Source organism: Streptomyces sp. NBC_01707, assembly GCF_041438805.1.
GTDB lineage: Bacteria > Actinomycetota > Actinomycetes > Streptomycetales > Streptomycetaceae > Streptomyces.
On record NZ_CP109190.1, the window covers coordinates 2,326,780 to 2,353,078 of the forward strand.

The following is a 26,299-nucleotide window of genomic DNA, read 5'->3' on the forward strand; positions in this document are numbered from 1 at the left end:
ACAGAGGCGGACAGCGCCGGACCAGGCTGAATCTCAGCGAGCCAAGAACGAAGGCGTCTCAGGCCGAACCACTGGTGCCGGACTGTCCGCGATTGACCCGATGAGGATGAGGCCACACATTCACGTCGTGCTGTCGGCGGTGATGAGCGGGTGGGCTACCCTCACGGGCGCTCGACACGACCCTGCCGTGACGTGACCGGTGTGGGCGGCGAGAGGATCTGGACACCACAGCGACGGAGACGAGGAAGAGCCCCGTGAACAGACAGGTCCCGCGCACCGCCACGGCCTTGTATGCGACAGCCGCAACCTGCGCCGCCATAGGCGCTCTACTGTGGGTGCGCAGCCGTACCGCACCCAGGTTCTCCGTCCTCCTTTACGGATCCTCCCCGGACACCGACAGCTACAGCCACTCGGCGTGGCGGGTGTGGTCACCGGTGGTGCCCGAAGAACGCCTTGGCCTGTATCTCCTTGCGGCGGCGCTGGTACTGGCTACGACAGCGCGCCTGGTCTCCATCTGGCGCGACTGAACCGCGCCGGTGCGACGTTCCCGCATCGGCCTGTTGGGCTCTGGCCGTACAACAGCGAAGTACAGCAACCGCCGTCCACGCCCACCGACCAAATCGCCTCCGCAGCAAGCCGAAGCCGCCGCGGGGCGGCCACCGTAGTCGATGACGGCAGCCCCTGCACCCTCGGTCCACCCGTCGCCCAAGCCCCTCAAACGGGCCAGCGCACCCCACCCACCCGGCGGTAGCATGCGGCCCGAACCAGGAAGGCGGGGCCGATGGGCTTCGACGCAAAACGATCAGCACGCATCGCAGCCATGCAGGAAACGGCCCGGCCCATCTGGGAGACAACCGGCGACACGGACGCACTCCAGCAGTTCCTCAAAGACAACGGGTGCCACGGCGTGGAAGCCGTGTTCGTGACCATGCACCTGTTGAACTGCGATCTTGCCGAAGCTCAGCAAGCCTTCTTCAATGCCCCATGCCGCGACGCCGAACGCCGGTTCCACAACCACGTCATGGACCTGCTCACCGAGGCCGCAGACACCGAAGGCTGACCAGACCCAGAGCCGGCTGAGCTCCTTGACGCAGCCATCGAGACTCCGCCGATCTACGTGTTTGCGTGACCTCGCGGGATGAGCTGGACTTGCACACCGCCGGCCAACGCGCGGACTGTACCTGGATCAAGGCTGTTCCGGAGAAGATTCGCGTTCCCGGCCCCGGCCTGGGGAGTGTCTTCAAAGTCCCGTCTGCCCGGTGCTGTGTGATGCACATGCTCCCTAGGGCATTCCGGGAGGGACAGGCTCCGCGGTACCGCGCCGCGCCACGAACACGAACTCCCTGCCCGGCCGGTCGGGTGCGTCGCGTACGTCCTCGACGACGAAGCCGTGCTCGTGCAAGTCCCGCTCGATCTCCGTACGTTCGCGGAAGCGCAGTGTCGACTCCGAGGTCAGTACGTCCCCGTCCGCAGCGAACACGTGCGTACCCCGGAAACTCACCAGCGGCAGGCTCACATCCGTCAGCTCGGCCCAGGTCTCGACATGGCCGACGCCCGGGATGTCCGTCATGCGGTACGTGGTCTCGCGCGTCCACTCCGCCCACTCCTCCCACACGCGCTGCGCCGGATCGCGCGTCTCGAAGACAAGCAGCCCGCCGGGCCGCAGCGCCTCGTACGCGCCGCGCAGCGTCGTACGCCACGCCTGCGGATCGGCGATCGCCTGAGCGACGTTCCCGGTCATCGTCACCAGGTCGATCTGCATGGGCGGCAGGTCCCCCGCGTCGCCGTCAAGCCAGCGCACCCGCTCCGCGCCCGGCTTGCCACGCGCGACGTCGACGGACGCCCGCGCGGGATCGATCCCGGTGACCGTAATCCCGCGCTCGGCAAGCAGCAGTGCGAACACGCCCGTACCGCACCCGATGTCCAGCACGGACCGCGCCCCGAACTCCTCCGCCATCGCGAGATACGCGTCGAGATCGCTGCGGTCCCGATCGAGTGGGTCGTAGATGGCTGCGAGGCGCGGATGCCCGAAAGTTGCGTCAACCATGGAGGCGAACGTATGGGGCCCCGAGCCCGCGCGGCCACTGGTTTTTCGGGTTACGGCGCCAAGCGGGCGCGGCGAAGTTCACGGGAGCAGGGGCGGACGGCCCGCCGGCTTCGACGAGACGATCTACAAACGCAGGAACGAAGTGGAGCGGACGATCGACGCGTTGAAGAACTTCCGGGCCGTGACCACACGTTTCGACAAACGCGCCTACGTCTTCCACGGGCCCGTCACCCTCGCCTCGATCCGGCTCTGGCTCTGGCTCCGCCCATGATCAGCTGGGCAGGACCCAGGCCTGCCCGGCGAAGGGATGCCTTCACGTCTCGGCGCGGCGGAACTTACGGTTTGTGGGTTACCCAGAGCAGTTCCGCCGGCCAGCGGTGTGCCCAGTCGGGTGGGTCGGTTTCGTTGTAGCCGTTGGATGTTCCGAGTTCGGGCCGCGGCTCGATGAGGTCGTCGATGATGAGACCCGCGCCGCGCAGGACCTTGACCCAGTCGCCGTAGGTGAGCTGATAGCTGGTCGCGCCGTCGTCTTCGGCGATGGTGTTCAGCCCGAAGTAGTCCTGCTGCAGCGTCGTCGTCACGCGGCTGGCGGCTTCGTCGTAGCAAGCTTCGAACCATGGGCTGGCGACGTTGAACACCAGGCGCCCGCCTCGCCCCAAGACGCGTGCGGCCTCCGGGACGGCCAGGTGCGGGGGCGCCCAGCTGAGCCCACCGAAGTCGCAGAACACCAGGTCGAAGCTGCCGGCGGCGAAGGGGAGTTGTTCGGCGGCGCCTTGCACCAGCGGGTAGCGGGCCGCTCCCATCGCGCGGGCCGCTGCGGCGAGTTGGGCTTCGGACAGATCGAGCCCGACCACGTTGGCGCCCTCGGCAGCGAGCGCTCTGGACCACTGGCCGGCGCCACAGCCGAGTTCGAGGACGCGCTTGCCGGTGACATCGCCCAGGGCGTGCAGGTGCGCGTCGGGGATGGAGTACATGCCCCACAGCCGGGGTGTGGCGCCGATTTGCGGGTCGTGCCTGTGCTGGTAGGCGCTGCTGATCTGGTTCCAGAGCCGCCGGTTGGCGGGGATGCTGTCCACGTGCCGACTCCACCACTGCCTGCCGGGGGCGGTCAACACGATTAGGGCACTGGTCGGCCCTCGCCTCGCCCCATGATCCGCCGGACGGGCTAGGCGTCATGACCGCCGTAGCGCGACCTGTGCCAGGCCACCCGCTCGGCACTGATCGATGACGAGACCGCGTACACGTCACCGATACGTGCACTGCCACGCCGACGCGCCTCCCTCTCAGGAGAACCGCACACCATGACGGACACCTGGGAGACAGGTCGCCACAGCCTCCCTGGTCGAGCCTCCCGACCGTCCCGCCCGCAGCGCCTACTTCACCCGCCGCCTCTATGCTCACCTGGCCTGGCTGCTGGTGTGCCTGACCTCCGTCATCCTGCTGACGACCGTCATCGCGCCGGCTGCCGGGAACTCCGGATTGCAGCACGGGCTCATGGTGGGAATACCCACGGGCGCGGCCCTGGGACTGCTGCTGGGTGTCTGGCTGCTGCGCCGCCAGCGACAGCAGATGCGCCGTGCCGCAAGTGTCCCCTCACCCGGACACGAGAACGTCGCGCCCCCTGGGTCAAGTTGACAACCCGCACCCAGCTGCAAGAAGGCCTGAGGAGGGACGCGCGCCCCTCATCAGGCTCGTGGACTTCTTCAGTCATGCTGGTCGGCAGGTGGCCTGATCAGCAGACCGGCAACTGTCCACCGTGCGCGTCAGGGGAGGTTGTAGGTGACCACGGCGCGAGTCGGGAATCGGAGGGAGTCGTCGGCCGTGGGAGAACGCTCGACCATGACGGTGAAGCCGGACCCGGTGGCGCTTCTGGAGTCGTAGATCCAGACGGGACCTCGCAGGGTAGAGCCGCACAGACCATCCGGGAGCTCGATCTCATCGTTGGCAACCCCTTTGGTGCCGTACTTCTCGTCGAACAGGGGATTGCCATCGGGGAGGATGCCCGCACGGTAAAGGTAGTCCGGCATCTGGTTGCTCACGAAGGTGACCTGAGCGCTGCCGTCCCCGGTGAAGTAGTGAACTTCGGAGGCACCGGCGGGTATCGACGCACCGCCGGCGCGGATCACGCCTGGCAACTGCACCTCACTTCCCTCGCACGCCCGGACGTCGCCGAACGGGTGGAACAGTTCATCCTGAAACAGCCAAACGGTCCCTCCGACCAGCGCTGCCAGGACGATTACGACAACCCCCAGGCACGACAGCATGCGCCACGGCCCGGTCCCGCTGTCAGGCGCACCGCTCACGTTCACCGAAGACGGTGCCCCTCCCTGTTCCTCACCCTCCCAGCCCCCGTCCCTGGTCTCCGAACCGGCTCTCCGAGAATCACTCATGAACGCCCCCTCGGTCTGTCTTGTATGCGAGCACGCGGAGCATATGCCAGTGATCATCCGGTCCGGCACGGAAGTGCGTGCCACGTCAAAGATCGTTGGGCCGGATCGTGATTCTGGCCGCGCGATCAACTGACCTGTTGAGCAGGGGAGTCGGCCATGCCTCGCATGTCCGCTGCGGGTCCGCTTCTCGTTCGACCTTGAGCCGGCCGAAGCACGGTGGGTCCCGTAACTCACACACCAGCGCCTCCACCTCCCCGGCTATCCGGTGCGGGCACGAGTCCGGCCGGTGAGACCGGTCTGCCAATCCCGGCAGGCCCGACTGCTCGTACTTGCGCACCCAGGAGTGCACCGACTGCCTCGACACCCCATACCGGGCGGCGACTTGAGTGACCGGAACCCCCGCGGCGACCTCCATCACCGCGTGATACCGCTGCTCGACCACGCTCAACTCCACCAGCACGGCCCCGGCCCTCCCTGCACGCGGATACGACGCGCACAGCCAAGCCGAGGCAAGCGGTGTCAAGCATCAGGTGAGGCCACAACGTCAAGGATCAACCGAGACAAGACAGGTAGCTATGTGCTGCGTGAGTAGAAACCTTCTCTACGGGTTCAAGGCTCGTCGCGCGCTCCCCGGCTCACCGCCGGGGCCCCTGCGCTCCTGTCTCCGCCCCGCTCTGGGCCCCGGCTACGCCGGTCGCGCAACTAGAGCGAGAGAGCCTGATCGAGGGGAACCGCAGGCACAAGACATACCTCCGGCGCGGGCGCTCAGACTACGGCCGAGTCGTGGCGAGGGTCGTGGGCTGCCATCCCGACGACCTTCGGCCAGGCAGAACCGAGCAGTCGCAGCCCAGGGCGTCAAAGTCGTCCGTACAGCGACGCGCTCCACCTTGACGCCCTGAACCAGGCCCGCTCCACGATGTGTGGGCCGAAGGCGGACGGGATGGAAGCTGGGGCGAGTGGTGGGCTGAGGAACGTCAGCCGTCGGCTACGCGGGAGGCGCGAATCGGTTTCCTGGTGGACCCGGCGAAGTTCGACTTCTACGCGATGGACGGCTACCGCCTGCTCGGAGAGGACCGCTTCGCCGAGAACCTTGCCGATGAAGTGATCCGGGCGGGAACGGACTTCGACGGCTCCGAGCGCTTACCGATGCGTATGACGGAGGCGCGGATCACCCTTGGCGTGGTGGCAGCCGGACAGGGCGACCTGGACCAGGCCGTCAACTACGGCGAGTGGGCGCTGAAGGGGGACCGGCAGTCTCTGCCCTCCCTGCTCACGGTCAGAGCTATCCGGACATCTCCGGCATACAAGAAGTCAAGTTCGGAGTGTTGAGTCCCTGTGTAGCCTGTCGATCTATTCGAGCAGCATGAGGGGCCAAGGGTGGACAGGGCACGCCAGCACGTCGGCATCCAGCTCCCCGAGGGGCCCTGGTGGGACTGGGACGTCGTCGCCTGGAACGCCGGTGAGTTCCGTCTGGCGGCCGGACAAGACCTCACGTACCACCACGGCTTGGAGCTGGTCTTCGGCGATCCGGACTTCGTCAGCTGCCCGACAATGTTTCACGATCCGGTCTTCCGCCTACCGACGAGCGAGGAGCTAGTGCGAGTCGCTCGCCAGCTTGGTGAGAATCCGACCGTCCTTGTCGCCTTCGAAGCGGAGGCGGGCGGTGAGAAGTCCGTCTCGTGCCTCATCGCCGCGGAACGGTTCGAGGTCGTTCACGAGACCGTTCTGAGGTACTGGCGCGACGACGCCGCCCCTGGTCAGCGTTTCGCTCCGTGGGTGCGGCCTCCGGTGTAGCCGACGTGGCGAGCCATGTGGCCACCACGAGGCGATTAGACGACCCAACGCTGGGACGAACGTCCGAACCGCCGACCGTGATCGTTCCCTTATCCGCATGGCCTCCTCAGAGGCCGCGAGTCCGTTGTCAGTGGACGGTGTTACTTTCTGTGACATGACCGATCATGCGCTATGGCTGCTGCGACAGGACCGCCGCCTGGCCGAACTGGCCGCGTTCCCCTTCGACTTCGATCTAGACCGCGCCGCCCACGGCCATGTCGAGGAGGTCCGCCTCGCCTCGGGTGGGCCGCTGGAGACGGTAGCCGGGGACGATACCGGCGGCACGTACTTCGTGTGCGCGGACGGCTCGGTGCTCTACGCCGACTCGGAGGGCGCTGCAGGGATCATCGGCTCCAGTGTCGACGAGGCCCTGGAGCTCGTGATCGGCCTGCCCGGCTGGCGCGGCTACACTGGTCTGTCGCCAGACGACCGCGAGGAGAAGATCCTGGCGTGCGTCGCGGAGACCGAGGACGAGATCCGTGAGTACTACGGAATCGACGAGGAGCGGGCCGAGCTCCGTTCGGCGCTGGGCTTCCCGAAACGCTCCCCGGTCGAGCTGGTGCGCAGGCTGCGCGTCGCGCTGCTGCGGACCGAGCCGGACTTCGTACTGCTCAACGCAGATGAGGGGTGCGCGTACGACCGGATAGGCCCGACCGGTCCCCCGCTGTGGGAGCCAGTGCTCGCGGCGGGCCGTGCCGACCTTGCCTGCCTGCGGGAGGGCGACCACGCGGCATGGCGTGAAGTCGCCGAGGACCCGGTCCGGCGCCGAATCACCCTGCGGGCCGCGCAGTTCGACCGCGCCGAGGGCGATCTGGAGCTGCTGCGGCACCTACTGCGGCACGAGACACGGTCATCGATGACGGACGAACTGCGGCTCGCGGCCATGCTGGTGGGGTTGCGCGGGGACACCGGAGATCTGCCGCTGCTGCTTGAGGTCCGGGAGACGGACTTCGACACAGCGTGCGGCCTGGGCGGTATGCCGGAACCGGGCGCAAGCGCGGACGAGTTGCGACAGTGGGCGCGGGCGCTCGACGAGTCGATGTTCGGGTCGGACCCGTCGGACGAGCCGGTCTCCACGTGGACCGACCTGGCGCGGGACCAGGGGATGGTCGACCTCGCGCGGGCGACGCTGATCCGCGAACTCGACAACATCTTCATGGACCAGAGCAGATTCCGTCGCCCTGGGGCGCCCCGCACTCTGGCCACGGCTCCGCTGAGCGGACTCGCCCGGGACTTTGAGGAACTTGGCGACCTTCCCCAGGCGCTGCGCGCCCAGCGCCTGTACGCCGCCCTTCAGGAGACGGCATGGGACCGGGCCTCGGCCCGGCACACCCTCGCCCGCCTGGAGCGGGAGGCGGGCCAGCTGCCGCAGGCGGCGGACAGCCTGGCCGCTGTGCGCGACGCCTTGGCCACCCCGGGCGACGACTCACTGCGCCACTGGCAGCAGGTCAGCCTCGGCCGCTTCATCGCCGAGGAGCACTACCGGCTCACCCTCGCCCTGGCCGACGCGGGCCGCCCCGAGGAGACCCGTGCCCTCCTCACCGCCGCCGACGCCATACTCGGCGAGCTCTCGGAGAACGCCGCGAACGGCATCCACGAGCTCGCCGAGCGGACCGCTGCAAGAGTGCGGGAGGTCAACTGAGGACGGGCACGACGGGCAGCCGTCCGCCAGGAAGCAGTGGCTGCCGAAGCAGTCTCCGCGCCCACTGCTACGAGCGGCGCGCCACTGTCATCGTGGCATTCTTCGACCTCACCGACACAATTATCACCATGCGTGGTCTGACCCGGCAGGGATGGACCACTCACCAGTGGGAGAACGCCTTCCGGGCGCCGGCCGCGTGCTGGTGGGCACGAATCGAGGTCCGGTGCAGGATCCCGTTGACCACTTGGCGGTGATCGCGCCACCGCACGCAGCGGTTGTTACCCGTAGGCAGGAGTGGCTTCAGGCGTCGCCACTCCGCCTCTGTCAGATCTCCCCGACCGGTCATACAAGAGCCAACGAAACAGTGGATGGCATGGGTACGGTCAGCACCTGCGATGCCACCACGCCAACTCCGGTTCTGCCATCGGCTCGTGATGCGTTCGCCCAAGAAGCGCCAGATCCAGGCGCTCGATCTGCACCCGGAGTTCGGCGGCGGCCCTTGGCGGCAGCATGAACAGAGCCTCTTGTAGCTTGTCCCGGGCCCAGCCTTCGCCGCAGCAGGGACAGGTGAACTCAGCCTCCCACTGCCTCCACCGGCGCTTGGCGCCGTGGACATGTACCGACCACACGCTCAGTGCCACTGCCACAATGCCCGGAGACAATCGCTCCCGTTCGAGCACACGGACGGCGGCATTCGCGGCTCCCGACAGACCCGGGACATCGCGATACCGCACCCAGGGTCTTCCGCAGCCACGTTCCCTCGGCCGAAGGGAGGCTGGTGTTTTACGCGGCACGGCCCCTTCGGCTGCAAGTCATGGACGGCATCCTCCCACAGCCAAGATCGGCCGGGCAGAACCTAGAGAGAGCCTGACCGAGGAGGAAACTAAGGCACAAGACATGCCTCCGGCGGGGCGCTCAGACTCCGGGATGGACGGGTCGCCATTCGCAAGTGCCGGCCGAATCGTGGCGAGCGTTGTGGGCTCCCATCCCGACCACCTTCGACCCAGGCAGAACCGAGCAGTCGCGGCCCAGGGCGTCAAGGAAGCTCCTATAGATCGTCAAGTGGCCTGTAGGGGGACTGCACGGGCGCAGCTCAGCTCCAGCTCGGTGAGGGCCCGTGCTCCGGCTTGTAGGGAACCGGTTGACCCGTGTGCGCATCGAGCAAAACGCGGTTACCCAGTGGGCGCTCCAGCTTCACCGTCACTTGCTGCAACTTCGCCTGCTTGGTGCAGTAGCCGCCATCCTTCCGATGCTGGACGGAGCTCGACAGCACCATGCTGCCGCTGGTTTCCAGCACTTCCACTGCGGGGCCGTCGTCGCAGACACCATGAAGGGCCACCACGGTCACTGATCGCCCGTCTGCGGCAATCTTGACCAGCTGGTTCAGCGGATAGCCAGGGACGTCACGGGCCTGGCCGAGCGGTGGCTGAGGGAGCTTCGACGGGGCAACAGCTGCCTGCTTGAGGGGGGAGGCGTAGCCGTCAAGGGTGAAGAGCCAGGCTGGGACCGTGGCCGGTCCGCGGCTGGTTGTCACCGTCATGGTGCCCAGCTTCGCGCCGGTCACGGTGAGGTGTGGCTGTCCGCCAACGCGGCCGCTGGAGAGGGTCTTGTACGACTCTTCCGCCCCCGCCAGTGGCCGTGTGAGGGACGCGCCCCCGGCCCACGCCACCCGGCCATCCTTCGACCCGGTGGCGGGCAACTTGCCTTGCAGGACGAAGCTGTGGTCTTGGTATGCCTGCTCATCAGCCTTGCTCCGCAGACCGCCACGCGGCAGTTGGATGACATCACCCATGGGGTGGTAGCCGACACGCCACGCGGCGGCTGCGGCTGACCCGTCCCAGGCCGCAGCGACTTGCCGGGCGCGGTGGGCCACTACCGCCGCGTCGCCGCCGGCGTCCCTGTCGGGCTGATCCCCGCAACCAGAGACAGCCAGCCCGAGGGCGACCACTGCGGCCAGCAGGCTGACGGAGCGCATGGCCCTTGTGCGCATTTGATCTCCTCGAAGGTCGACAAGGCGGCGGGTCTCTTTCTGACGGGGTCGGCCCAGGACGGGTTCCACCAGGTGCAGTGGCCGGATGGGGCGGGCAATCAGAAGACGTGAAGGCCTCCCCTTGGTACCCGTTCCCGCTGGTCAGCTCTCCGATGGGGGCCCAAGGCCCGGCGATTCCCAAGCTCAGAGCGCGGCGTCCTCGCGCTCCGTTAAGGTGCGCAGCATGACCGACGCCCCAACCTGCCCTGAGTGCAGCCAAGCCATGCAGTTCGGCGGATTCGTGCTCTGTGTGCGGGAGGACGACGGTAAGCGGACGTGCCGTTCGCTGTGGAAGTGCGCCAGTCGCCATGTGTGGTGGAAATGGGCCGACCGACAGGATGAGCCGTTGGAGGTCTGCCCAATGCCGGAGCTGTTCCGCTGACATCCAACGTTGACATCAACGATTATGGACAGCCGCGGCGTTCAGCGGTCGCGAACGGCCCGAATATGCGCGGGTGCAGCCCGACAGACAGCGGGTGGGGGGAGCTGTCGAACTGCCGGCCCTTCGCGGGGTTCATGGAGCGGCCAGATGTCAGGACCGTGAATGAGCTCTACGTGCGCCTTCCGTAGGGTCGCGAGATGCCCCTCCCACGCTGGGTGTCGTACGTGCGCCGCGTTGACCCGCGGGAATACCACGACGGGAACGCCGATCGTTCCGAGTGCCTCGCTCACTTGGGTCAGTGCTTGGTTGTCGGCGATGCCTGTTGCGAGCTTGGCAACGTAGTTCGCGCTTGCGGGTGCGACGACGTAGCAGTTGGCGACCGGGTGTGGGCGAGCCTCGGTCGGTAGGCGAGGTGTATCCCGGACTGGGAGGCCAGTTACGGCTTCCAGTCGGTCCAGTTCGCCGTTCGCCCTCAGCCATTGGCCGGCATTCGGGGTCAGGGTCACGGCTACCTGCCAGCCGAGGGCGATCGCTGGCTCGATCAGGCCGGTGCGTAGTTGCTCGACTCCATCGGCCGCCGTGCCCACGACGCCCAGCACCCTGCGGCTGCCTGCACTCACGGTCCCACCATCCCGCATCGGTCCGTCCCCTCGGCCAGCAGTACAACAGAGATGTACCGCGACCACAGCGACTATCAGCAACCGCTGTTGGTCCGTAAACCCCCTGCGGACAGCTCTACAGTTCTCTCCTTGCTGCTCGATATTGCGTCAAGAGTTCCTCTGACCTGAGTGTCCATGGATGACTCGGTCCGAGCACCTTGGTCCGACCTTCGACGAGCTGTTCCGCGTGCTCGATCGCCTCTGTGTGGTGCCCCAGATCCCACAGAATTCTGCTTAGAGTCAATCGGCTATTCAATGCTACTGGGTAATCGGCGCCGAAACGTTGTAGGTAACCTTCAAAGGCGACGCGGGCGTACGGCAATGCCTCGACTGGTTGCCCTGCGCGTTGAAGTGCGAACGCAAAGTTGAGTTTTGCTCCAAGCGTTATAGTGTGACGTTCACCGATGTCGCGACGGCAGTCTTCGACCAAGGTCGAACCTGCTGTCAACTCGGCCGTCTGGGTGGTCTGTTCCATGAGATACACTCGCGCGTTAAGCGTGAGAGGGTGTGTTGGTCCGAATAGACGAACACGGCCCTCCACTGCGCGACGAATCAGGGATACGGCATCCTGCTGTCGATCAAGGTTGATGAGGGGGCTTGAAAATTTCAAGCAGGTTGTCAAAGTCTCCGGTGCATCTGGCCCCAGTGTCTCTTCGCAGACTTCCAGCACGCGTTGGTAGAGGGTCTCGGACTCCTTGAATCGCCCAAGCCGAAAAAGTGATCTCCCGACACGTTGACGCAGTCTGATGAGTAGGAGGTTGTCCTCATCCAGCGTGGAATTTAGCACCTCCACAGCTTCGTTGCTCAAGCTGAGTGCCGAAGCATAATCACCAGCCCTATGGATAGCTGTCACAAGCCGGAGAGTGCATTCCGCCACAGCTTCTACCGTAGATTGGCTAACTTCCCAGTTAACTGCTCGCCGCAGTAGTGCGATCACATGTGGTGCGAGCAGATTCGCATGGGCGTCCAGAGTCCCTCGGTCCGGTACCTCGGGCAATACGGCAAGGCATAGGCGGGCAGCCGTGGTGACGAGCTGCTCACGCTGGTCAGTGAGCGTGGTCCTGGCCACGCTGTCGAGTAGTACACCGTGGGTTCGTAGGCAGCGCATCTCGCCAGGCACCAGCTCGGTGAGAGAGTGGTCAAGGAGTCCCCGGAGCGCCGTTTCGATTCGAGATGCTCGGAGTTCTGGGCCGAGTTCGGCCCCGAGCAGGACTGAGAGTGGCAATGGGTCACTGGACCAGCAAGCGAGTAGGCGCAGAAGGTGGCCTGATTCGGGCAGTCCTAGTGTGGTGAGAGCGTCCAGGGAGAGCTGCCAGGTGCGGCTGGGTAGATGGCGAGAATCACCGCCGATGGCTGTGGCACCTTGTTCGATGAGTTCGATGGGGTCGAGACCGGCGCTGCCGTCGAGTCGGCGGCCGTAGTCGGCAAGGCTCCATGGGGCGATCACCTGGTGGGCGAGGAATCCGCCAGCGAGGGTGAGTGCCAGAGGCAGTCGTCCGAGCCGGTCGGCGACCTCGGCGGCATCTTCGATCGATCCGGCGTGCGGCGCAAGGTCGCGGAGAACGAGCGCGGCATCCTCACGTGGAAGCACGCCAAATTGGAGCAGTTCTGCCCCTGGCCACCAGTGCGCCGCTGCCTGCCGGGTTGTGACCACGACAGTGCCGATTGGGCTGGTGCGCAGCCAGCCGCCATCGCGCAGTATGCCGGGGGCATCGGCATTGTCGATGACCAGGAGCCAGGGCTGGTCAGAGCGGTCAAGGTAGTGCCACACCAGATCCGCGGCGGGGCGTAGTCCGCTGCGTGCTCCCATCAGTTCGCCGTCGCTTGCCCCGCGGTCGGCGGCGACGGCGAGCATGCCAGCGCGTAGGGAGGCGGGGTCGGAAGCGTTGACCCACAGCCCGAGTCTGCCGGCTTGATTGGTGGCGTAGTGGAAGAGCGTGCAAGCAACGGCGGTCTTGCCGCAGCCGCCTAGACCGTGGAGGACATAGACGCGGTTGCCAACACCGGTCTCGACCGCGGCGCGCAGACGGTCCATCTCTCCCACGCGGTCGCGAAGCACCAGAGGGGTACGACCAACTGCTGGTCGACGCACGGAGTCTGGGCCCGACCAATCTGGGGTGTGGTGGTGATGCTCAGTGATGTGCTGGTCGCCCGAGGCTTGGTAGACGCGGCCCTGACCATCGGCCCAGGCATCGTTACGGGCGCTCATCGGCGGTCGAAGTTCTGGTCACGGCCGGCCTGGTAGACGCGGGCATGACCCGAGGCACTGGCGTGCTGCGTCACCGATGAGTCTGCGGGCGCATATGGGGCTAGTTCACTAAGCAGCGCCCGCAGTGCTTCCGTCTCCTCGGGATGTGCTGCGAGCAGCCGCCGCATGCGGCCCTGCCACTCTGCACCTAGTTCGCTACGGGATTCGAGGTCGCCGCCGGCCTGCGCTGCCAGCAGCTCTCTTCGAGTCACGTCGAGCTCTGCGGAAATCGCCTCAGCTCGCTCTGGCTCAGTTCGGCGCCACAACGAGGCAATACCGTCCCTAGCGCGTTGCCACGCCTCGGTTGTCAATAAGGTGACCAGGGTTGTTCCCGCTGTACCCGCCAACACGGCCATCTCCGGATCCATAAACCCGCCCCCTCCAGCCAGTCACTTCCCGTTGTCCCAGAGTAGCCAGTGAGGCACGGCTGCTGCACGATCTCGTACGTTCGCGGAACGCCGGTGAGAGTGCATCTGCCAGTTGAGGCCTCTCAGGAGCGGAAGACGCCGTGCCCACCCGTGCTCGCACAGTCTCGGGGTCGTCTGAGGAGGCTCGTCAGCGGCCACGACAACCAGTGACGGCCGTCTTGTCGAGCGGACCTCAGCACACCCTGTCCGAAGTTCGCATTGAGGGGGAAGCCCGGAGGTGGACGGCCATACCGAGAATCCCGGGCGGTGGCGTGGCGCGTGCCAGATCCGTGCCAGATCCGTGCCAGATCGAGCGGTCAGTCACGGTCAATCGGGGTGCGAGGCGGTGCAGAGACCCACTGACAGGCTGGGCGCTGTTGTACGGCTGCTGACCAGCCAGGACCGTCCTGTGATCGGCGCCAGGCTTACAAAGCAGATGTCGGCGGTTCGAAACCGTCCGCGCCCACCAGTACGAAGGCGCCCAGACTGCACGACGCGTCGGAAGCTTGAGGGCCATGATCACTCGCCCCAGAGCACGGTGAACCATTGGGGGCCGGGCGTTGGCTTCGGGCGGCCGACAGGCGTTGGTCTCCAAGGGCCACGGCGGTGCCCGCTGCGAGTTCGAGGTGGGGTCAACTAGAGCTGCGTGAGGCGGTGATGGGCGTCGGCCCGGCTGCCGTCGGCCGGCCGGACCAGTGCTGGACTCCGGCGAGACGGTGCGGGGCTACGACCACGACATGCGGCGACGGATCCGAGACGGTGCTGCGGACCGCTTGCGCCACCCACCGGGACACGGCCACCCTGTCCACTGCCATCGATGGGTGGCCGGGATCCCGTACGGGGAGGGTAGTCATGGGTGGCGGCGGAGGGCTGGTCTGGCGGGACGGTAAGCAGCCGCTCGATGCATGGATCGAATGGGTGCACAGTCGTCTCGTCGGTGACGGGGGTTTCCGGGTCATCGGGGATGTGCAGTGGCCCGACCAGCCCTACGGCAGGCAGCTGCACTCCGGACTCGACGCCGCTGGGCTCGCGCATGTGTTCCGCGATGCCGGGGTGGCCGCACTCTATGTCTCCACGACGCGCGGCATCGAGCTGTCGTCGCCGACCGTGGAGATCATGCCCGTGCCCGTTGGCCCGCCGGGCCCACCGCTGCTGCGGGCGCAGGCCGAGCCGGGCGGCAGCGTCCGGCTGGGAGCACCCGTACGGAGCTGCGCGGAACTCGACGCGTGGCTCACCCAGTTGTCTCCCCTGCTCCCCCGGCCGGTGCCCGCGCGCGGCGGATCGGATGCGCCCTTCGCGCGGCCGCTCGCCGGCGGGCTGCTCAGCCGGCCCGACGGCATCCGGGTGTGTCTGGACACCCTGGAGTCGCGGCTTCGCCGGCTCGGGAACCCCACCTCGGTGGTCACGCTGGTCTCGACCGCCGAGCATCTCGCGGGCGATACCGCGCTGCTCCGCGATCCGCGGGTCGTGGAGGAGACAGCAGTCGGCAATGTGCACGAACTTGCCGAGGTCCTCGCCGCTCTGGAACGGGCCTGGAGCCCGGGAGGCGTACCGGAAGGATCGCCGTTCACCGGGCTCGGGATATGGGCCGGGTCCGGAGTGGTGGGTTCGGGCAGCCGGGTGCGGGTGATGCGGATCGAGTACGGCAGTGCGCGGCTGAGCATCGCACGCAGGCGCTTGCCCGAACTTCAGGCCGAGGGTCCGGCGGGCGAACTCGTCCGCTGGGCACGGCCCTTGCTGGATCCAGCCGTGCACGCCACTGCGTACGCGGGTCGGCAGCGGGCTCTCGTCAAGTGGCTGGAGCGGCTGGAACGTGCAGTGTTCGGCGGTCCGGCCCGGTGGAGCGTCTCGGGTGGGCGGGGCGAGGACGTGCCTCCCGGGGAGCTCGACGCGTCCGGGCTCGGGCGCTGGCTGCACTCCCGCTTCCCGCGACGCAGGGTGTCGGCGGGGCTCGTGACCGGCGACATGCTCCAGCTGAACGACCTGCTCACCGGCACCGGGCGTCTGACGGTGACCGCGCACAGAGCTTGACGGCGCTGCGTGGAAGGGGGCCGGGCCCGCGTTGTCGTGACGTGTGGGCCCGGCCCGCAGCGCGGAGGTCGGCCTTCCGCTTCACCGATGCCAACGCCCTGGAATGGCCGGCGACAGCCGGCAGGTGCGGCCGCTTCGCCTGGCCGCGAAGATCGCCGTCGGGTACTCCTGCGACGACGGCGCCACCTGGCACACCGCACCGATCGGCGGGGAATGGTGCGCCCCGTGGCCTCCATGGGAGGACTGCGACATCTTCGGCCCGGTCACGTACGAGCTGAAGCTGTCCTGGGCCCTCCGTCGGCAGGACGTGGCCCTCCAACCAAATCATCTGCGTCGACATCCGCGATAGACATCCACCGGGCGCTGGTGGGCGCGCGGTGGGTGCCGTCATGTGCGGGGGTCGCGGTCGGGTGCGTCGGCCGGCTCCTTCAAGAGCCGGTCCAGTTCGTTCCCGGCCTCGTCGTAACCGGCGTCGGCGATGCGCTGCAGCTCGCGCAGGTCGCCGCTCGTGGCCGCGCGCCGAGTGAGCAGCAGCCCGGCTCGCATGGATCCCTCGTCCAGCAGCTCGCTCAGCTCCTCGATGTCGTCGGCCTCGTCAACGAGGTCGGCAAGCCGGTCCAGAGCTGCCTCGTTGCCCTCATCAGCCAGCTCACGCAAGGTCTCCCGATCAGCATTCATGTTCGCCATGCCGCCATGCTGCACCCCTGCCCCAGGGGCAAGGTCAAGTGGGACGATAGGCGTGTGATCACCATCGGACAGCTGGCCGGCTACGTGGGAGTGTCGACCAAGACCATCCGCGTCTATCACGACAAAGGGTTGCTCCCCGAGCCCGACCGCGACGTATCCGGTTACCGGCGATACGGCGCGAAGGACGCCATCGACCTGATCAAGATCCGCACCCTCGCCGAAGCCGGCGTCCCGCTGGCCCGCATCCGGGAGCTGCGAGTGGCGACCGACGAGGACTACCGGCAGGCGCTGCGGGAGATCGACGACGAACTCACCGCCCGCATCCGAAGCATGCGGGCCGCGCGGAAACGCCTGCGCCGACTCGCCGCCGGGCAGTCGGTACCACTGCCCACCGACGTCGTAACCCACCTGGAGCACCTGGCCGACCAGGGATTCTCCCGTCGCTGGGTGGAGCTCCAACGCGACCTGTGGATCCTCGTGTTCGCCACTCACCCGGACCGTGCGCTCGACCTGTTCCACGACCAGGCCCGGAGCCTCTCCGATCCCGCTCTGCGACAGCTCTTCCTGGACTACGACCACGCGTACGACCTCGTGCCCGACGACCCCCGCATCGACGACCTCGCGCGCCGGATCGTCGAGGCGACCCGGAAACGTTACGGATCCGACGAACCACCCGAGCTGGACGTCACCTCGGAGATCCCCACCCTCATCCAGGGGACGGTCAACGCCTCGTCTCCAGCATGGCAGCGTCTTGACACGCTCATTCGCGCACAACTGAAGATGTGACCCGACGCGTTCGGTGAACGTGGTGCCGGCCGGCAGACCTCGGTGAGCCGTACGACTGAGCATCGGCCGGCTGAGTGCGGCGGCACCGATCCAGGGCCATGGCCTGGATACGAATCCGGGCGGCATCGCGGATGGCGCCGACGCGCCTACACCTCGATGTGCGCGCCCATGATGACCGTCCGGTCGCGGGGCAGGCCGAAGTATTCGGCGGCGTCGGCGGTGATGTAGGAGGTGGCGATGAACAGCCGCTTACGCCACGGCGCCATGACCCGCGTCTTCCCTCGCCGGAGCTCGATCTTCGACAGGAAGTACGACGCCTCGTCGAGCTGCAGCGGCCCCTCGGTCGTGGCCGGGTCGAGCAGTGCCAGGGCCGAGGGCACGTCCGGTGTCTCCATGTAGCCGAACCGTGCGGTGACGTGGACGATCCCGTCGTCGGCGTAGCCGAGATCGTCGACGACGGACCGCTGATCGGCCGGGACCCGGGGCACGGGCACGGTCTCCAGCGACAGGATCACGACGTGTTCGTGTCGCACGTGGTTGTGTTCGACGTTGGCCCGCATGGCCAGAGGCGCGGTCTGCTTGCCGCGGTTGAGGAAGACGGCCGTACCGGGGACGCGGCGCGTCGGCGCCTTCCCGCTGCGCAGCTCGTCGATGAATTCGCTCAGTGCGCCTTCGCGCTGTGCCCGCTCCTTGGTGACGATCTCGCGGCCGCGTTGCCAGGTGGTCATGACGGTGAACGCGGTGAGGCCGATCAGGAGAGGCAGCCAGGCACCGTGAGCGAGCTTGGTCAGGTTGGCTGCCAGGAACAGCAGGTCCACGAAGAGCAGCACGGTCGCGCCGATGCCGAGCAGCCACAGCGGTGTCCGCCACCTCGCTCGGGCGACGTAGAAGAACAACAGGGTGGTGATCGTGATGGTCCCCGTCACCGCCATGCCGAACGCGTAGGCCAGCGCCGCGGAGGTGCGGAACGCGAAGACCAGGGTGAGGACCGAGACCAACAGCGTCCAGTTGATCCACGGCACATAGATCTGGCCCATGGTGGACTCGGAGGTGTGCGCGATCCGCAGCCTCGGCAGGTAGCCGAGCTGGGCGGCCTGGGAGGCGACCGAGTACGCGCCGGTGATCACCGCCTGCGAGGCGATCACCGTCGCGGCCGTGGCCAGCAGGATCATGGGCCATCGTCCCCAGTCGGGCACGAGCAGGAAGAACGGACTGCTGACGTTGGCGGGGTCGCCGAGGATCAGTGCGCCCTGGCCCAGGTAGCTGAGCATGCAGGCGGGGAAGACGAGGATCAGCCAGGCGCGGGTGATGGGCCGGCGGCCGAAGTGCCCCATGTCGGCGTAGAGCGCCTCCGCGCCGGTCACCGCGAGCACGACCGCGGCCAGGGCGAAGAATGCGATGCCGAAGTGGCCGAACAGGAAGCCCAGTGCATAGGTCGGCGACAACGCCTTGAGGATCTCCGGGTGGTCGACGATGCCGGCCACACCGCACGCGCCGATGGCCACGAACCAGGCGATCATCACCGGCCCGAACACCTGACCCACCGCCGCGGTACCCCTGCGCTGCACCAGGAACAGCATCACGATGATCACTGCGGTGATAGGCACGACCAGGTGTTCCAGCGATGGCTGGACGACCTTCAGCCCCTCGACCGCGGACAGCACCGAGATCGCCGGGGTGATCATGCTGTCCCCGAAGAACAACGAGGCGCCGAAGATGCCCAGCGCCGCCAGGATGACGGTGGCCCGCCGACCACGCTGTGCGCTCAACCGCCGCAACAGCGTGATCAGGGCCATGATGCCGCCCTCACCGTCGTTGTCGGCACGCATCGCCAGCAGGACGTAGGTGACCATGACGATGATCACCACCGACCAGAACACGAGCGACACCACCCCGTACACGTTCGCCGTGCTGACCGGGACGGGATGTGGATCGCTCGGGTTGAACACGGTCTGCAGGGTGTAGATCGGGCTCGTCCCGATGTCTCCGAACACCACGCCGAGAGCGCCGATCACCACCGCGAGACGCACCGCGTCGTGCGCACTCGAAACGCCGGCCGCCTCCGACGACCGCGATGCGGATCCGTCATCCGACGACGTCGAGTGCTGACGACTGGTCACGGCGGCCCTCCTGTGCCCGGGCTGGTGCCGGGTGCCCGACACAACGTGCCGGACGATACCGGTCGAAACACGCAACCACCGGCACAGCCACTCGCACACACTTCGGCAAGTCTCGGCGCCGACGCCCGGCCACCGGCCCGCCGGATGCCTCGACATCCCCCCGTCGACCGGTGTGCTGGAACACCTGCCCGCGGGCGGGGCGCCGCACTGCGTCCGGGAGGTCTCCTTCACCGGGGCCGTCGGCCTGGTGTTCCACGGAGGCGTAAAGTCTGGCCTCTGTCCGGCCGGTCACGTGGTCGACGGTGACACGGAGGAAGAGGTGGCCGCCGACATGGAGACGGTGGCGGCCTGGTCCGACGAGCAGGCCGTATGCCGTCCGACCGAGATCCAGGAGGGAACGCTGTGAGCACCACGGACCCGAGAACCCCACTCCCCCGCCCGCTGGTCGGCACCGGCTGGCTCGCGCAGCGGCTCGGCACGCCTGGGCTCGTGGTCTTCGACGCCACCGTGGGCGCGCACCGGGGCGCCGGACAGCGGATACCGGGGGCACGGCCCTTCGACATCGACGGGGTGATGTCCGACCGGTCGTCTCCCCTCCCGCACACCATGCCTGGCGCCGACCGGTTCACCCAGGAGCTGCGCTCTCTGGGCGTCGACGACTGCAGCACGGTCGTCGTCTACGACCGCGCGGGCATCTACTCCAGTGCTCGCGCCTGGTGGATGCTGCGGGCGATGGGCTTCGACCGGGCCGCGGTGCTCGACGGCGGCCTGCCTGCCTGGGCCGCGGCCGGGCTGCCTGTGGAGAGCGGGAAGCCCGCGTACGCCGGTCCGTGCGGTGACTTCACCGCGCGGCCCCGCCCGGGGCTGATCATCGACAGCGGCCACGTGACAGCGGCCCTGGCCGACCCGGCCTCGGCCGTCTTCGACGCCCGCACCCGGGAGCGGTTCACGGGAGAAGCCGAGGAGCCCCGCCCGGGGCTGCGTGGTGGCCATATGCCCGGAGCCGTGAATCTGCCCTTCGGCGAACTCCAGCGCGAGGGCCGGATGCGCCCGGCGAAGGAGCTGCGCAAGGCGTTCTCCGCGCTTGCCGGGGACCGGGAGAAGCTGGTCTTCAGCTGCGGATCCGGTGTCACGGCCTGCGTTCTGGCGCTGGCGGCCGAGCTGGCCGGCTACGCGGAGTCGGCTGTGTACGACGGCTCCTGGAGCGAGTGGGGTCTGCCCTCGCAGCTGCCGGTCGTGACAGGCCCTGGCACGGACGGCTGCCGGGACGGCGACGGGGGCCAGGGGCTGTGATGGCGTCCGTCTCCGAGAGATGGCGGGCCTTCACGGGGGCTGTCTCCGAGTCTGGACCCGCTGATCGCCCTGTCCCTCGCCGGGACGATCCCGAGAGTCTCGCGCCGGTGACCCTGTCCAGCTCGCAGTCGTGTTTCGCGACCGGACCCGCCGGCTCCAGCATCTTGACTCCCCCTCACTGTGACTCGGCCACCCTCCTCAGGTACGCGCCGAGGCGGGCGATGGCCGACGGGTTGCGGGGGCTCTCGACCAGGTCGACGTAGTCGAGGACGAAGACGCGCTTGTGCTTGATCGCGGAGACGTTCTTCAGAGGCGGGTAGGAGAGAAGGAACTTCTTCTTCTGTTCGGCGGTCACGTCTCCGTAGTTGCAGATGACGATGACGTCGGGGTCTCGATCGAGGACGCTCTCCCAGCCGACGGCTGTCCAGGAGTCGCCGAGGTCGTGCATGACGTTGGTCCCGCCGGCCTTGTCGATGATCTCTTCGGGGGCGGCGTAACGGCCGGAGGTGAAGGGCTGGTCCTGGCCGCTGTCGTAGAGGAAGACCTTGGGGCGGTCAGTCCCCGCGGGGGCCTGCGCCTGCACATCGGCGATCTGCTTCTTGAAGCCGGCGATCAGCGTGGCCGCGCGCTTCTCGACACCGAAGAGCTTCCCGAGGTTGGTGAGGTCGGTGTACAGGGCGTCCAGTGGGGACATGATGCCGCGCGAGGTCTTGGTACGGCCGTTGCGGCAGGACTCGGTGAGGACGTACGAGGGAATGCCGATCTTCTTCAGGGCGTCGGGGGTGAGGCCGTCGTCGTCGCCGAAACCGTAGTTCCAGCCGGCGAAGACGAAGTCGCCCTTCGCGTCGAGGACGTTCTCCTTGGTGAGCTGGTCCTTGGAGAGCCACTTGGCCTTGTCGTAGCCGTCCTTCCATGGCACGTCGGTCAGGTCGCCCTTCTCGTCGGGCATGGCGAACCCTGCCATGCGGTTCTCCAGACCGAGCGCGAACATCAGCTCGGTTATCCCGACGTCGTTGGTGACGACACGCTCCGGGACCTTGTCGTACGTCACCTTCCTGCCGCAGTTGGTGAGGGTGACCGCGGACGACCTGTCGTCCCTGGAGGAGGATTCGAGGTCGGCACCGCAGCCGGAGACAGCGGCGGTCGTGGCGAGGCAGAGGACAGCGGCGAGCAGCTTGCGCATGGGGGTCCTTATGGGGTGGGGAGGAGGTCGAACAGGAGCTGGACCGCACCGGTCTCCGGGTGCCGTACGGGATGCGCGCGGACCCCGAACACGTCGGCCAGCAACGCGGGTTGGAGGACGTCGCGTGGCGGCCCGGAGGCAACTACGCGGCCGTCGGCGACGACGTACAGCAGATCGCAGTGCGCCGCGGCGAGGTTGAGGTCGTGCAGCGCCGCCAGCACCGTCAGGCCACTGCCCCGCACCAGGGACAGCACATCCAGCTGATGGGCGATGTCCAGGTGGTTGGTGGGCTCGTCCAGGACAAGCACCTTCGGCCGCTGGGCGAGCGCCCGGGCGATGAGGACGCGCTGCTTCTCGCCGCCGGACAGGGCCAGGAATCCCCGGTCGGCGAGGTGGGTGACGCCCGTGCGGCTCATGGCCTCGGCGCATATCTCCCGGTCCGAGACCGCCGTACGGCCGCGGTGCGGCAGTCGCCCCATGGCGACCACTTCGGTGACGGTGAAGTCGAACTCGGCCGAGGACTCCTGCGGCAGCACGGCCAGTACCCGGGCGACGGCGCGGGAATCCATGGCGTGGATGTCGTCGCCGTCGAGGCGCACCACTCCCTCGGCCGGGCGTAGCGCCCGGTACACACAACGCAGCAGTGTCGACTTGCCGCTCCCGTTGGGGCCGACCAGGCCGACGAACGCACCGCTTTCCACGGTGAGGTGGATGTCGTCAACGATCCGCGCCCCGGCGGCCTCGACCGTCACGCCTTCGATTTCGAGCCTCATGGTCAGCGGCCTCCGAACGCATAGCCGCCGCGCCGCATGAGCAGCAGGAAGGCGGGTACCCCGACCACGGCCGTGACCACTCCGACGGGCAACTCGGCGGGCGCGAGCAGGAGCCGGGAGAGCACGTCCGCCCACACCAGCAGGACGGCCCCGGCGAGCGGAGCCACGGCCAGCACCCTCCGGTGGTCGGCGCCGACGAGCATCCGTGCGACGTGGGGGACCATCAGCCCCACGAAACCGATGGCCCCGCTGACCGCGACGACCGTACCCGTCACGGCAGCGGTGACGAGGAACAACTCCCTGCGCAGCCGCTCCGGTCGGACGCCCAGCGCGGCGGAGGTGTCGTCGCCCATCGCGAGCGCGTTGAGCGACTCGGCCCGCCACCGCAGCCACGCCCACCCCACCGCCACGGTCACAGCCGCGAGCGGCACCTGCGGCCAGGTAGCCCCGCCCAGGCTCCCGAGCAGCCACATCATCGCCGAACGGGCCGCCTCGCCGCGGGCCGCGCCGAACACCATCACAGTGGTGACGGCCTCGAAGCCGTACGCCATCGCGGTCCCGGTCAGAATCAGTCGCAGCGGGGTGAGCCCCCGCGGGGAACTGGCAGCCGCGTACACGAGAGCCATCGCCGCCAGCGCCGAACCGAACGCCGACACCGAAAGGGCCCAGACGCCCAGCCCCGCGAACGCCCCCATGAGGATGACCGCGTTGGCGCCCACCGCCGCGCCCGAGGAGATGCCCAGCACGAACGGATCGGCGAGCGCGTTGCGGACCATGGCCTGCACGGCTACGCCCACGGACGCGAGCCCCGCCCCGACCACGGCGCCCAGCACGACCCGCGGCAGCCGGATCTCCCAGACGATGGTGTAGGCGGCCACGTCACCGGCGTGCACGGTCCCGCCGGTCAGCCCGGCCCACAGAAACCGCAGAACACTCCCCCACCCGATCCCGGCGGCCCCGAGACCGACCCCGCACCCCAGCGAGACGACGAGTGCCAGCCCCAGCCCGGCGACCAGAGGCGCCACGGATATTCGACGAACGGTGGGACTTCGGCGCACGATCGGGCGGTCCTTCGCCTGGGGCCGCCTGATGTACGTCGAGCAGCCCGGACGACCGTGCCGGCCGTGCGGTCCCCTCTCGCAGTCCTCGGCGAGCAGTCAATGGGTCGCGCCACCCTCGGGCGATCGGGCTCGCGCGAGAGACCACGGGGTCCCCCACGCACACCGTTGCGGGTCAGCGCCGGATTCTCACCGGACTTCCCCCGCGGGAGGCGCGGGGAGCTTAACAAATGAGGGCCGTCGACCGGTAAGGCGGTGTTCACGGGTGCTGCGCGGCGGAAGTCGCCTGGTACAGGCGCCGGAGGCCGGCTCGGGGCTCGGCGGCGGTGGAATTGCTCAGCGGCAGGGGTCGCGGTCCCGCTGATCGTGAACATCGCCCAGCAGGGGCACCCGGCGGCGAAGGGGATCATCTTGGAGCTGCTCGATGAGGCTCTGTGGAGCTATCCGTACGCCGGGTATCAGGGAGGCTTCAGTGCACTCCGCTCTCATCAGTCCCACACGGTTGTGGTCAGCGGCAGAGGTGCTGACGCGCCCTGGTCCGGTTCCTGGAGCGGCTCGCGGCTGCGGGTGTCGAGGTGGCAGGCGTCGCGCCGCTCGGTGATGCCGTGGGCAGGAATGCGGATGGTCACCGCCGCGCAGCGACCAGGCCCAGGCAGTCGTGCACGCGGTACTGAACCGCGTGGCGGGCGGATCGGCGGCCTGGCCGCTGGTGACCGGTGGCCCTCATCTCATCGCCCAGTTCGCCGAGGCCGGCAGCCGGTTCCGGCTCGTGGTGACCAACGGCTCCGCCGATCCTGCACGGCCCATCGTCCACCTACCGGCCGGAATGCCCGGCCCGGACCACGTCACCCTGCTCACGCCGCTCGCCGAACCGCGACCTGCAGCCTGCGTCCTCTTCCCTGGCGCCATCGAGGCACAGACGGAGGTTCCGCACCGCGGAATCCCCGCGGTGGAGTGGAACTGACGGCGGATGACCCGTACGCCGTCGGCTCGTAACGCCTGGCGGAGGCCCACGCAGCGGTGTCGGTGGTCATGGCCGAACGGACCGGCACCACGGAGCTGACCGCGTCGGCCGACGGCTACCGCACATCGTCCGAGGTGTGGGCCGGGCCGCTGCGCCCTCGTCGGCACCCGGGTCCGGAGGGCCGGCTTCAGCGATTCGGTGTTCCCGACAGCGCCCGCGTCGTGGGCCGTATCGCGTAGCCGTGTCTCAGCATTAACCCGTGGTCAGCGCTTGCTCAAGGCCACCTTAAGAACCTCCCGTACGCCGCCGACCAGCTCCTTCTCCGCCCGCGGCGGCCCTAGGTTGACGACGTGACGATCAAGGCGGCCGAACGCCGCAGCACCCTGCCCACTCCGTCGCCACGGATATCGCCCCGGGTCCTCCGGGACGCGGTCATGGCCGGCGCCCTGGGAGTCGTTCTGATGTGGGCCCTCCAGGTCGAGCCATCGGCTCGACTGGATGCGGTCTTCGCCAGCGGCGCACACCTCAGTGGACTGCTCGCCGGGTACGGCATCCTGGTCATGCTGCTACTGATGGCGCGAGTGCCCGCGATCGAGCACGGCGTCGGCGCCGACCGTCTCGCCCGGTGGCATGCGCACGGTGGCCGACACGTCCTCGGCCTGTGCCTCGGGCACGCCCTGCTCGCCCTGTGCGGTTACGCCGCCCACACCGGCGCCGATCTGTTCGACGCCACCGCGGAACTCCTCGGCTACGGCGGCATCGCGGCCGCCACGGCCGGAACGGCGCTGCTCATCACCGTCGGGGCCGCCTCCGCCCGTGCCGTACGCCGCCGGGTACGGCACGAGACCTGGCGGGCCGTCCACCTGCTCACCTACCTCGGCGCGGCGCTCGCCTTCGCGCACCAGCTGGCTGGGCCCGACATCGCGGGCAGCGTCCTGGCCGTGTGGGTGTGGGCGATGCTTCATACGACCGTCGGCATTCTGCTGCTCTGGTACCGGGCCGTCGTCCCCGTACGGCAGGCGCTGCGCCACGGTCTGCGCGTCATGGCGGTGCACCGGGAAGGCCCGGACGTCATCTCCGTCGTGATGCGGGGAACCGACCTCGACGAACTCCGCGCAGAGGCAGGCCAGTTCTTTCGCTGGCGGTTCCTGCAACGCAGGCTGTGGCACACCGCCCTGCCGTTCTCGTTGTCCGCGCCCGTCCGCGACGACACCCTGCGCGTCACCGTCAAGACGATCGGCGACCACACCCGCCGGATGCGCCGCCTCCGGCCGGGCACCCGGGTGTTGTCCACCGGGCCGTTCGGGGCGATGACCGCACACCGCCGCACCCGGCGCAAGGTGCTGCTGCTGGCGGGAGGCGTGGGGATCACGCCGATGCGGGCGCTGTTCGAGGCGCTGCCCGGCGACCCGGGAGACCTCACGCTCCTGTACCGCGCCGGAGACGCCACCCAACTCGTGCTGCGCAGTGAGCTGGAAGAGATCGCCCGGGCACGCGGGGCAGCGCTGCACTATCTGCTCGGCCCCTCCGACGCGGCCTTCGACCCGCTCGCCCCGCAGGCCCTGCGCCATCTCGTGCCCGGACTCACGGAGCACGATGTGTATCTGTGCGGGCCCCCCGGCATGTCCGAAGCGGCGACCGCGGCGCTGCTGCGGGCGGGGGTACCGGTGAGCCGGATCCACAGCGAATGCTTCACGTTCGTCTAAGGGCTGTCCCACGCCCGTGCCCCGGTCTCCCAGCCGGACCCCGGCCGAAATCCCGCGTACG

At 68.2% G+C, this 26,299-nt stretch carries 26 protein-coding genes, 2 pseudogenes and 1 riboswitch; of the genes and pseudogenes, 14 read left to right on the forward strand and 14 right to left on the reverse strand.

Going from position 1 to position 26,299, the window contains the following annotated elements; all coding sequences use genetic code 11:
- Nucleotides 1-254 precede the first annotated feature (254 nt).
- Both OG963_RS10495 and OG963_RS10500 read left to right on the forward strand, forming a co-directional pair.
- A complete protein-coding gene (locus OG963_RS10495; RefSeq protein WP_093778909.1) occupies nucleotides 255-527 on the forward strand; it encodes a hypothetical protein in 273 nt (90 codons plus the stop codon).
- Between the two features lie 254 nt (nucleotides 528-781).
- Nucleotides 782-1,060: a hypothetical protein gene (locus tag OG963_RS10500; protein WP_093778907.1), complete on the forward strand. Its 279-nt coding sequence runs from the start codon at nucleotides 782-784 to the stop codon at nucleotides 1,058-1,060.
- A gap of 222 nt (nucleotides 1,061-1,282) precedes the next feature.
- On the opposite strand, the gene OG963_RS10505 is transcribed toward OG963_RS10500, so the two are convergent.
- Nucleotides 1,283-2,047, reverse strand: a complete 765-nt coding sequence (locus OG963_RS10505) for a class I SAM-dependent methyltransferase (protein WP_371798800.1) — start codon at nucleotides 2,045-2,047, stop codon at nucleotides 1,283-1,285.
- An 82-nt stretch (nucleotides 2,048-2,129) separates the two neighbouring features.
- Here OG963_RS10505 and OG963_RS10510 point away from each other — a divergent pair.
- Nucleotides 2,130-2,318, forward strand: a pseudogene (locus OG963_RS10510) (IS5/IS1182 family transposase); the annotation flags it as partial.
- Between the two features lie 64 nt (nucleotides 2,319-2,382).
- Here OG963_RS10510 and OG963_RS10515 read toward each other — a convergent pair.
- From OG963_RS10515 to OG963_RS10525, 3 genes are all read right to left on the reverse strand, one after another.
- A complete protein-coding gene (locus OG963_RS10515) occupies nucleotides 2,383-3,123 on the reverse strand; it encodes a methyltransferase domain-containing protein (protein ID WP_319328249.1) in 741 nt (246 codons plus the stop codon).
- A 687-nt stretch (nucleotides 3,124-3,810) separates the two neighbouring features.
- On the reverse strand, nucleotides 3,811-4,356 hold the full coding sequence (locus tag OG963_RS10520) for a hypothetical protein (RefSeq protein WP_371798801.1): 546 nt from the start codon (nucleotides 4,354-4,356) through the stop codon (nucleotides 3,811-3,813).
- A gap of 166 nt (nucleotides 4,357-4,522) precedes the next feature.
- Complete coding sequence (locus OG963_RS10525) at nucleotides 4,523-4,885, reverse strand: helix-turn-helix domain-containing protein (RefSeq protein ID WP_143020030.1); 363 nt, start codon at nucleotides 4,883-4,885, stop codon at nucleotides 4,523-4,525.
- Nucleotides 4,886-5,451: 566 nt separating this feature from the next.
- Here OG963_RS10525 and OG963_RS10530 point away from each other — a divergent pair.
- The 3 genes from OG963_RS10530 (at nucleotide 5,452) to OG963_RS10540 (ending at nucleotide 7,912) form a co-directional block, all read left to right on the forward strand.
- Nucleotides 5,452-5,766 carry a hypothetical protein gene (locus tag OG963_RS10530; RefSeq protein WP_371798802.1) on the forward strand — a complete coding sequence of 105 codons (315 nt, stop codon included), beginning with the start codon at nucleotides 5,452-5,454 and terminating at the stop codon, nucleotides 5,764-5,766.
- A gap of 48 nt (nucleotides 5,767-5,814) precedes the next feature.
- Nucleotides 5,815-6,231 (forward strand): hypothetical protein, encoded by a 417-nt coding sequence (locus OG963_RS10535; RefSeq protein ID WP_093931070.1) that lies wholly within the window; start codon nucleotides 5,815-5,817, stop codon nucleotides 6,229-6,231.
- A gap of 154 nt (nucleotides 6,232-6,385) precedes the next feature.
- On the forward strand, nucleotides 6,386-7,912 hold the full coding sequence (locus OG963_RS10540; protein WP_371798803.1) for a hypothetical protein: 1,527 nt from the start codon (nucleotides 6,386-6,388) through the stop codon (nucleotides 7,910-7,912).
- Between the two features lie 220 nt (nucleotides 7,913-8,132).
- Here the strand turns inward: OG963_RS10540 and OG963_RS10545 are convergent.
- The 4 genes and pseudogenes from OG963_RS10545 to OG963_RS10560 all read right to left on the reverse strand — a co-directional run.
- Nucleotides 8,133-8,258, reverse strand: a pseudogene (locus OG963_RS10545) (IS5/IS1182 family transposase); the annotation flags it as partial.
- 747 nt (nucleotides 8,259-9,005) lie between these two features.
- Nucleotides 9,006-9,902, reverse strand: coding sequence for a hypothetical protein (locus tag OG963_RS10550; protein ID WP_371798804.1), 897 nt, complete (start codon nucleotides 9,900-9,902; stop codon nucleotides 9,006-9,008).
- Nucleotides 9,903-10,364: 462 nt separating this feature from the next.
- Nucleotides 10,365-10,961, reverse strand: coding sequence for a flavoprotein (locus OG963_RS10555; protein WP_371798805.1), 597 nt, complete (start codon nucleotides 10,959-10,961; stop codon nucleotides 10,365-10,367).
- Nucleotides 10,962-11,058: 97 nt separating this feature from the next.
- Nucleotides 11,059-13,191, reverse strand: coding sequence for a tetratricopeptide repeat protein (locus tag OG963_RS10560; RefSeq protein ID WP_371798806.1), 2,133 nt, complete (start codon nucleotides 13,189-13,191; stop codon nucleotides 11,059-11,061).
- A 1,298-nt stretch (nucleotides 13,192-14,489) separates the two neighbouring features.
- Between OG963_RS10560 and OG963_RS10565 the strand changes: the two genes are divergently transcribed.
- Complete coding sequence (locus OG963_RS10565; protein WP_371798807.1) at nucleotides 14,490-15,668, forward strand: hypothetical protein; 1,179 nt, start codon at nucleotides 14,490-14,492, stop codon at nucleotides 15,666-15,668.
- A 103-nt stretch (nucleotides 15,669-15,771) separates the two neighbouring features.
- Nucleotides 15,772-16,017: a hypothetical protein gene (locus OG963_RS10570; protein ID WP_093776134.1), complete on the forward strand. Its 246-nt coding sequence runs from the start codon at nucleotides 15,772-15,774 to the stop codon at nucleotides 16,015-16,017.
- A 38-nt stretch (nucleotides 16,018-16,055) separates the two neighbouring features.
- On the opposite strand, the gene OG963_RS10575 is transcribed toward OG963_RS10570, so the two are convergent.
- The gene (locus OG963_RS10575; protein WP_093776132.1) at nucleotides 16,056-16,355 is read right to left on the reverse strand and encodes a hypothetical protein; all 300 of its coding nucleotides are present in this window, start codon (nucleotides 16,353-16,355) and stop codon (nucleotides 16,056-16,058) included.
- A 54-nt stretch (nucleotides 16,356-16,409) separates the two neighbouring features.
- Here OG963_RS10575 and OG963_RS10580 point away from each other — a divergent pair, with 54 nt between their 5' ends.
- On the forward strand, nucleotides 16,410-17,141 hold the full coding sequence (locus OG963_RS10580; protein WP_093776130.1) for a MerR family transcriptional regulator: 732 nt from the start codon (nucleotides 16,410-16,412) through the stop codon (nucleotides 17,139-17,141).
- 146 nt (nucleotides 17,142-17,287) lie between these two features.
- Here the strand turns inward: OG963_RS10580 and OG963_RS10585 are convergent, their stop codons facing one another.
- On the reverse strand, nucleotides 17,288-19,261 hold the full coding sequence (locus OG963_RS10585; RefSeq protein ID WP_371798808.1) for a potassium transporter Kup: 1,974 nt from the start codon (nucleotides 19,259-19,261) through the stop codon (nucleotides 17,288-17,290).
- Nucleotides 19,262-19,433: 172 nt separating this feature from the next.
- On the opposite strand from OG963_RS10585, the gene OG963_RS10590 reads away from it, so the two are divergent.
- Both OG963_RS10590 and OG963_RS10595 read left to right on the forward strand, forming a co-directional pair.
- A complete protein-coding gene (locus OG963_RS10590; RefSeq protein ID WP_093776126.1) occupies nucleotides 19,434-19,667 on the forward strand; it encodes a hypothetical protein in 234 nt (77 codons plus the stop codon).
- On the forward strand, nucleotides 19,664-20,554 hold the full coding sequence (locus tag OG963_RS10595) for a sulfurtransferase (protein ID WP_362268998.1): 891 nt from the start codon (nucleotides 19,664-19,666) through the stop codon (nucleotides 20,552-20,554). The genes OG963_RS10590 and OG963_RS10595 overlap by 4 nt, the downstream gene beginning before the upstream one ends.
- 175 nt (nucleotides 20,555-20,729) lie before the next feature.
- On the opposite strand, the gene OG963_RS10600 is transcribed toward OG963_RS10595, so the two are convergent.
- From OG963_RS10600 to OG963_RS10615, 4 genes are all read right to left on the reverse strand, one after another.
- On the reverse strand, nucleotides 20,730-21,737 hold the full coding sequence (locus tag OG963_RS10600) for an ABC transporter substrate-binding protein (protein ID WP_093776122.1): 1,008 nt from the start codon (nucleotides 21,735-21,737) through the stop codon (nucleotides 20,730-20,732).
- A gap of 8 nt (nucleotides 21,738-21,745) precedes the next feature.
- Nucleotides 21,746-22,510 (reverse strand): heme ABC transporter ATP-binding protein, encoded by a 765-nt coding sequence (locus OG963_RS10605; protein ID WP_093776120.1) that lies wholly within the window; start codon nucleotides 22,508-22,510, stop codon nucleotides 21,746-21,748.
- A gap of 2 nt (nucleotides 22,511-22,512) precedes the next feature.
- Nucleotides 22,513-23,568 (reverse strand): iron ABC transporter permease, encoded by a 1,056-nt coding sequence (locus OG963_RS10610; RefSeq protein ID WP_030916380.1) that lies wholly within the window; start codon nucleotides 23,566-23,568, stop codon nucleotides 22,513-22,515.
- A 120-nt stretch (nucleotides 23,569-23,688) separates the two neighbouring features.
- A riboswitch (cobalamin riboswitch) is annotated at nucleotides 23,689-23,772 on the reverse strand.
- A gap of 284 nt (nucleotides 23,773-24,056) precedes the next feature.
- Nucleotides 24,057-24,197, reverse strand: a complete 141-nt coding sequence (locus OG963_RS10615; RefSeq protein ID WP_176902266.1) for a hypothetical protein — start codon at nucleotides 24,195-24,197, stop codon at nucleotides 24,057-24,059.
- A gap of 29 nt (nucleotides 24,198-24,226) precedes the next feature.
- Here OG963_RS10615 and OG963_RS10620 point away from each other — a divergent pair, with 29 nt between their 5' ends.
- The 3 genes from OG963_RS10620 (at nucleotide 24,227) to OG963_RS10630 (ending at nucleotide 26,238) form a co-directional block, all read left to right on the forward strand.
- A complete protein-coding gene (locus OG963_RS10620) occupies nucleotides 24,227-24,532 on the forward strand; it encodes a hypothetical protein (protein WP_143136444.1) in 306 nt (101 codons plus the stop codon).
- 68 nt (nucleotides 24,533-24,600) lie between these two features.
- Entirely contained in the window at nucleotides 24,601-24,771 is a 171-nt protein-coding gene (locus tag OG963_RS10625; protein WP_371798809.1) for a hypothetical protein, read from the forward strand.
- A gap of 111 nt (nucleotides 24,772-24,882) precedes the next feature.
- On the forward strand, nucleotides 24,883-26,238 hold the full coding sequence (locus OG963_RS10630) for a ferric reductase-like transmembrane domain-containing protein (RefSeq protein ID WP_256223633.1): 1,356 nt from the start codon (nucleotides 24,883-24,885) through the stop codon (nucleotides 26,236-26,238).
- Nucleotides 26,239-26,299 lie beyond the last annotated feature (61 nt).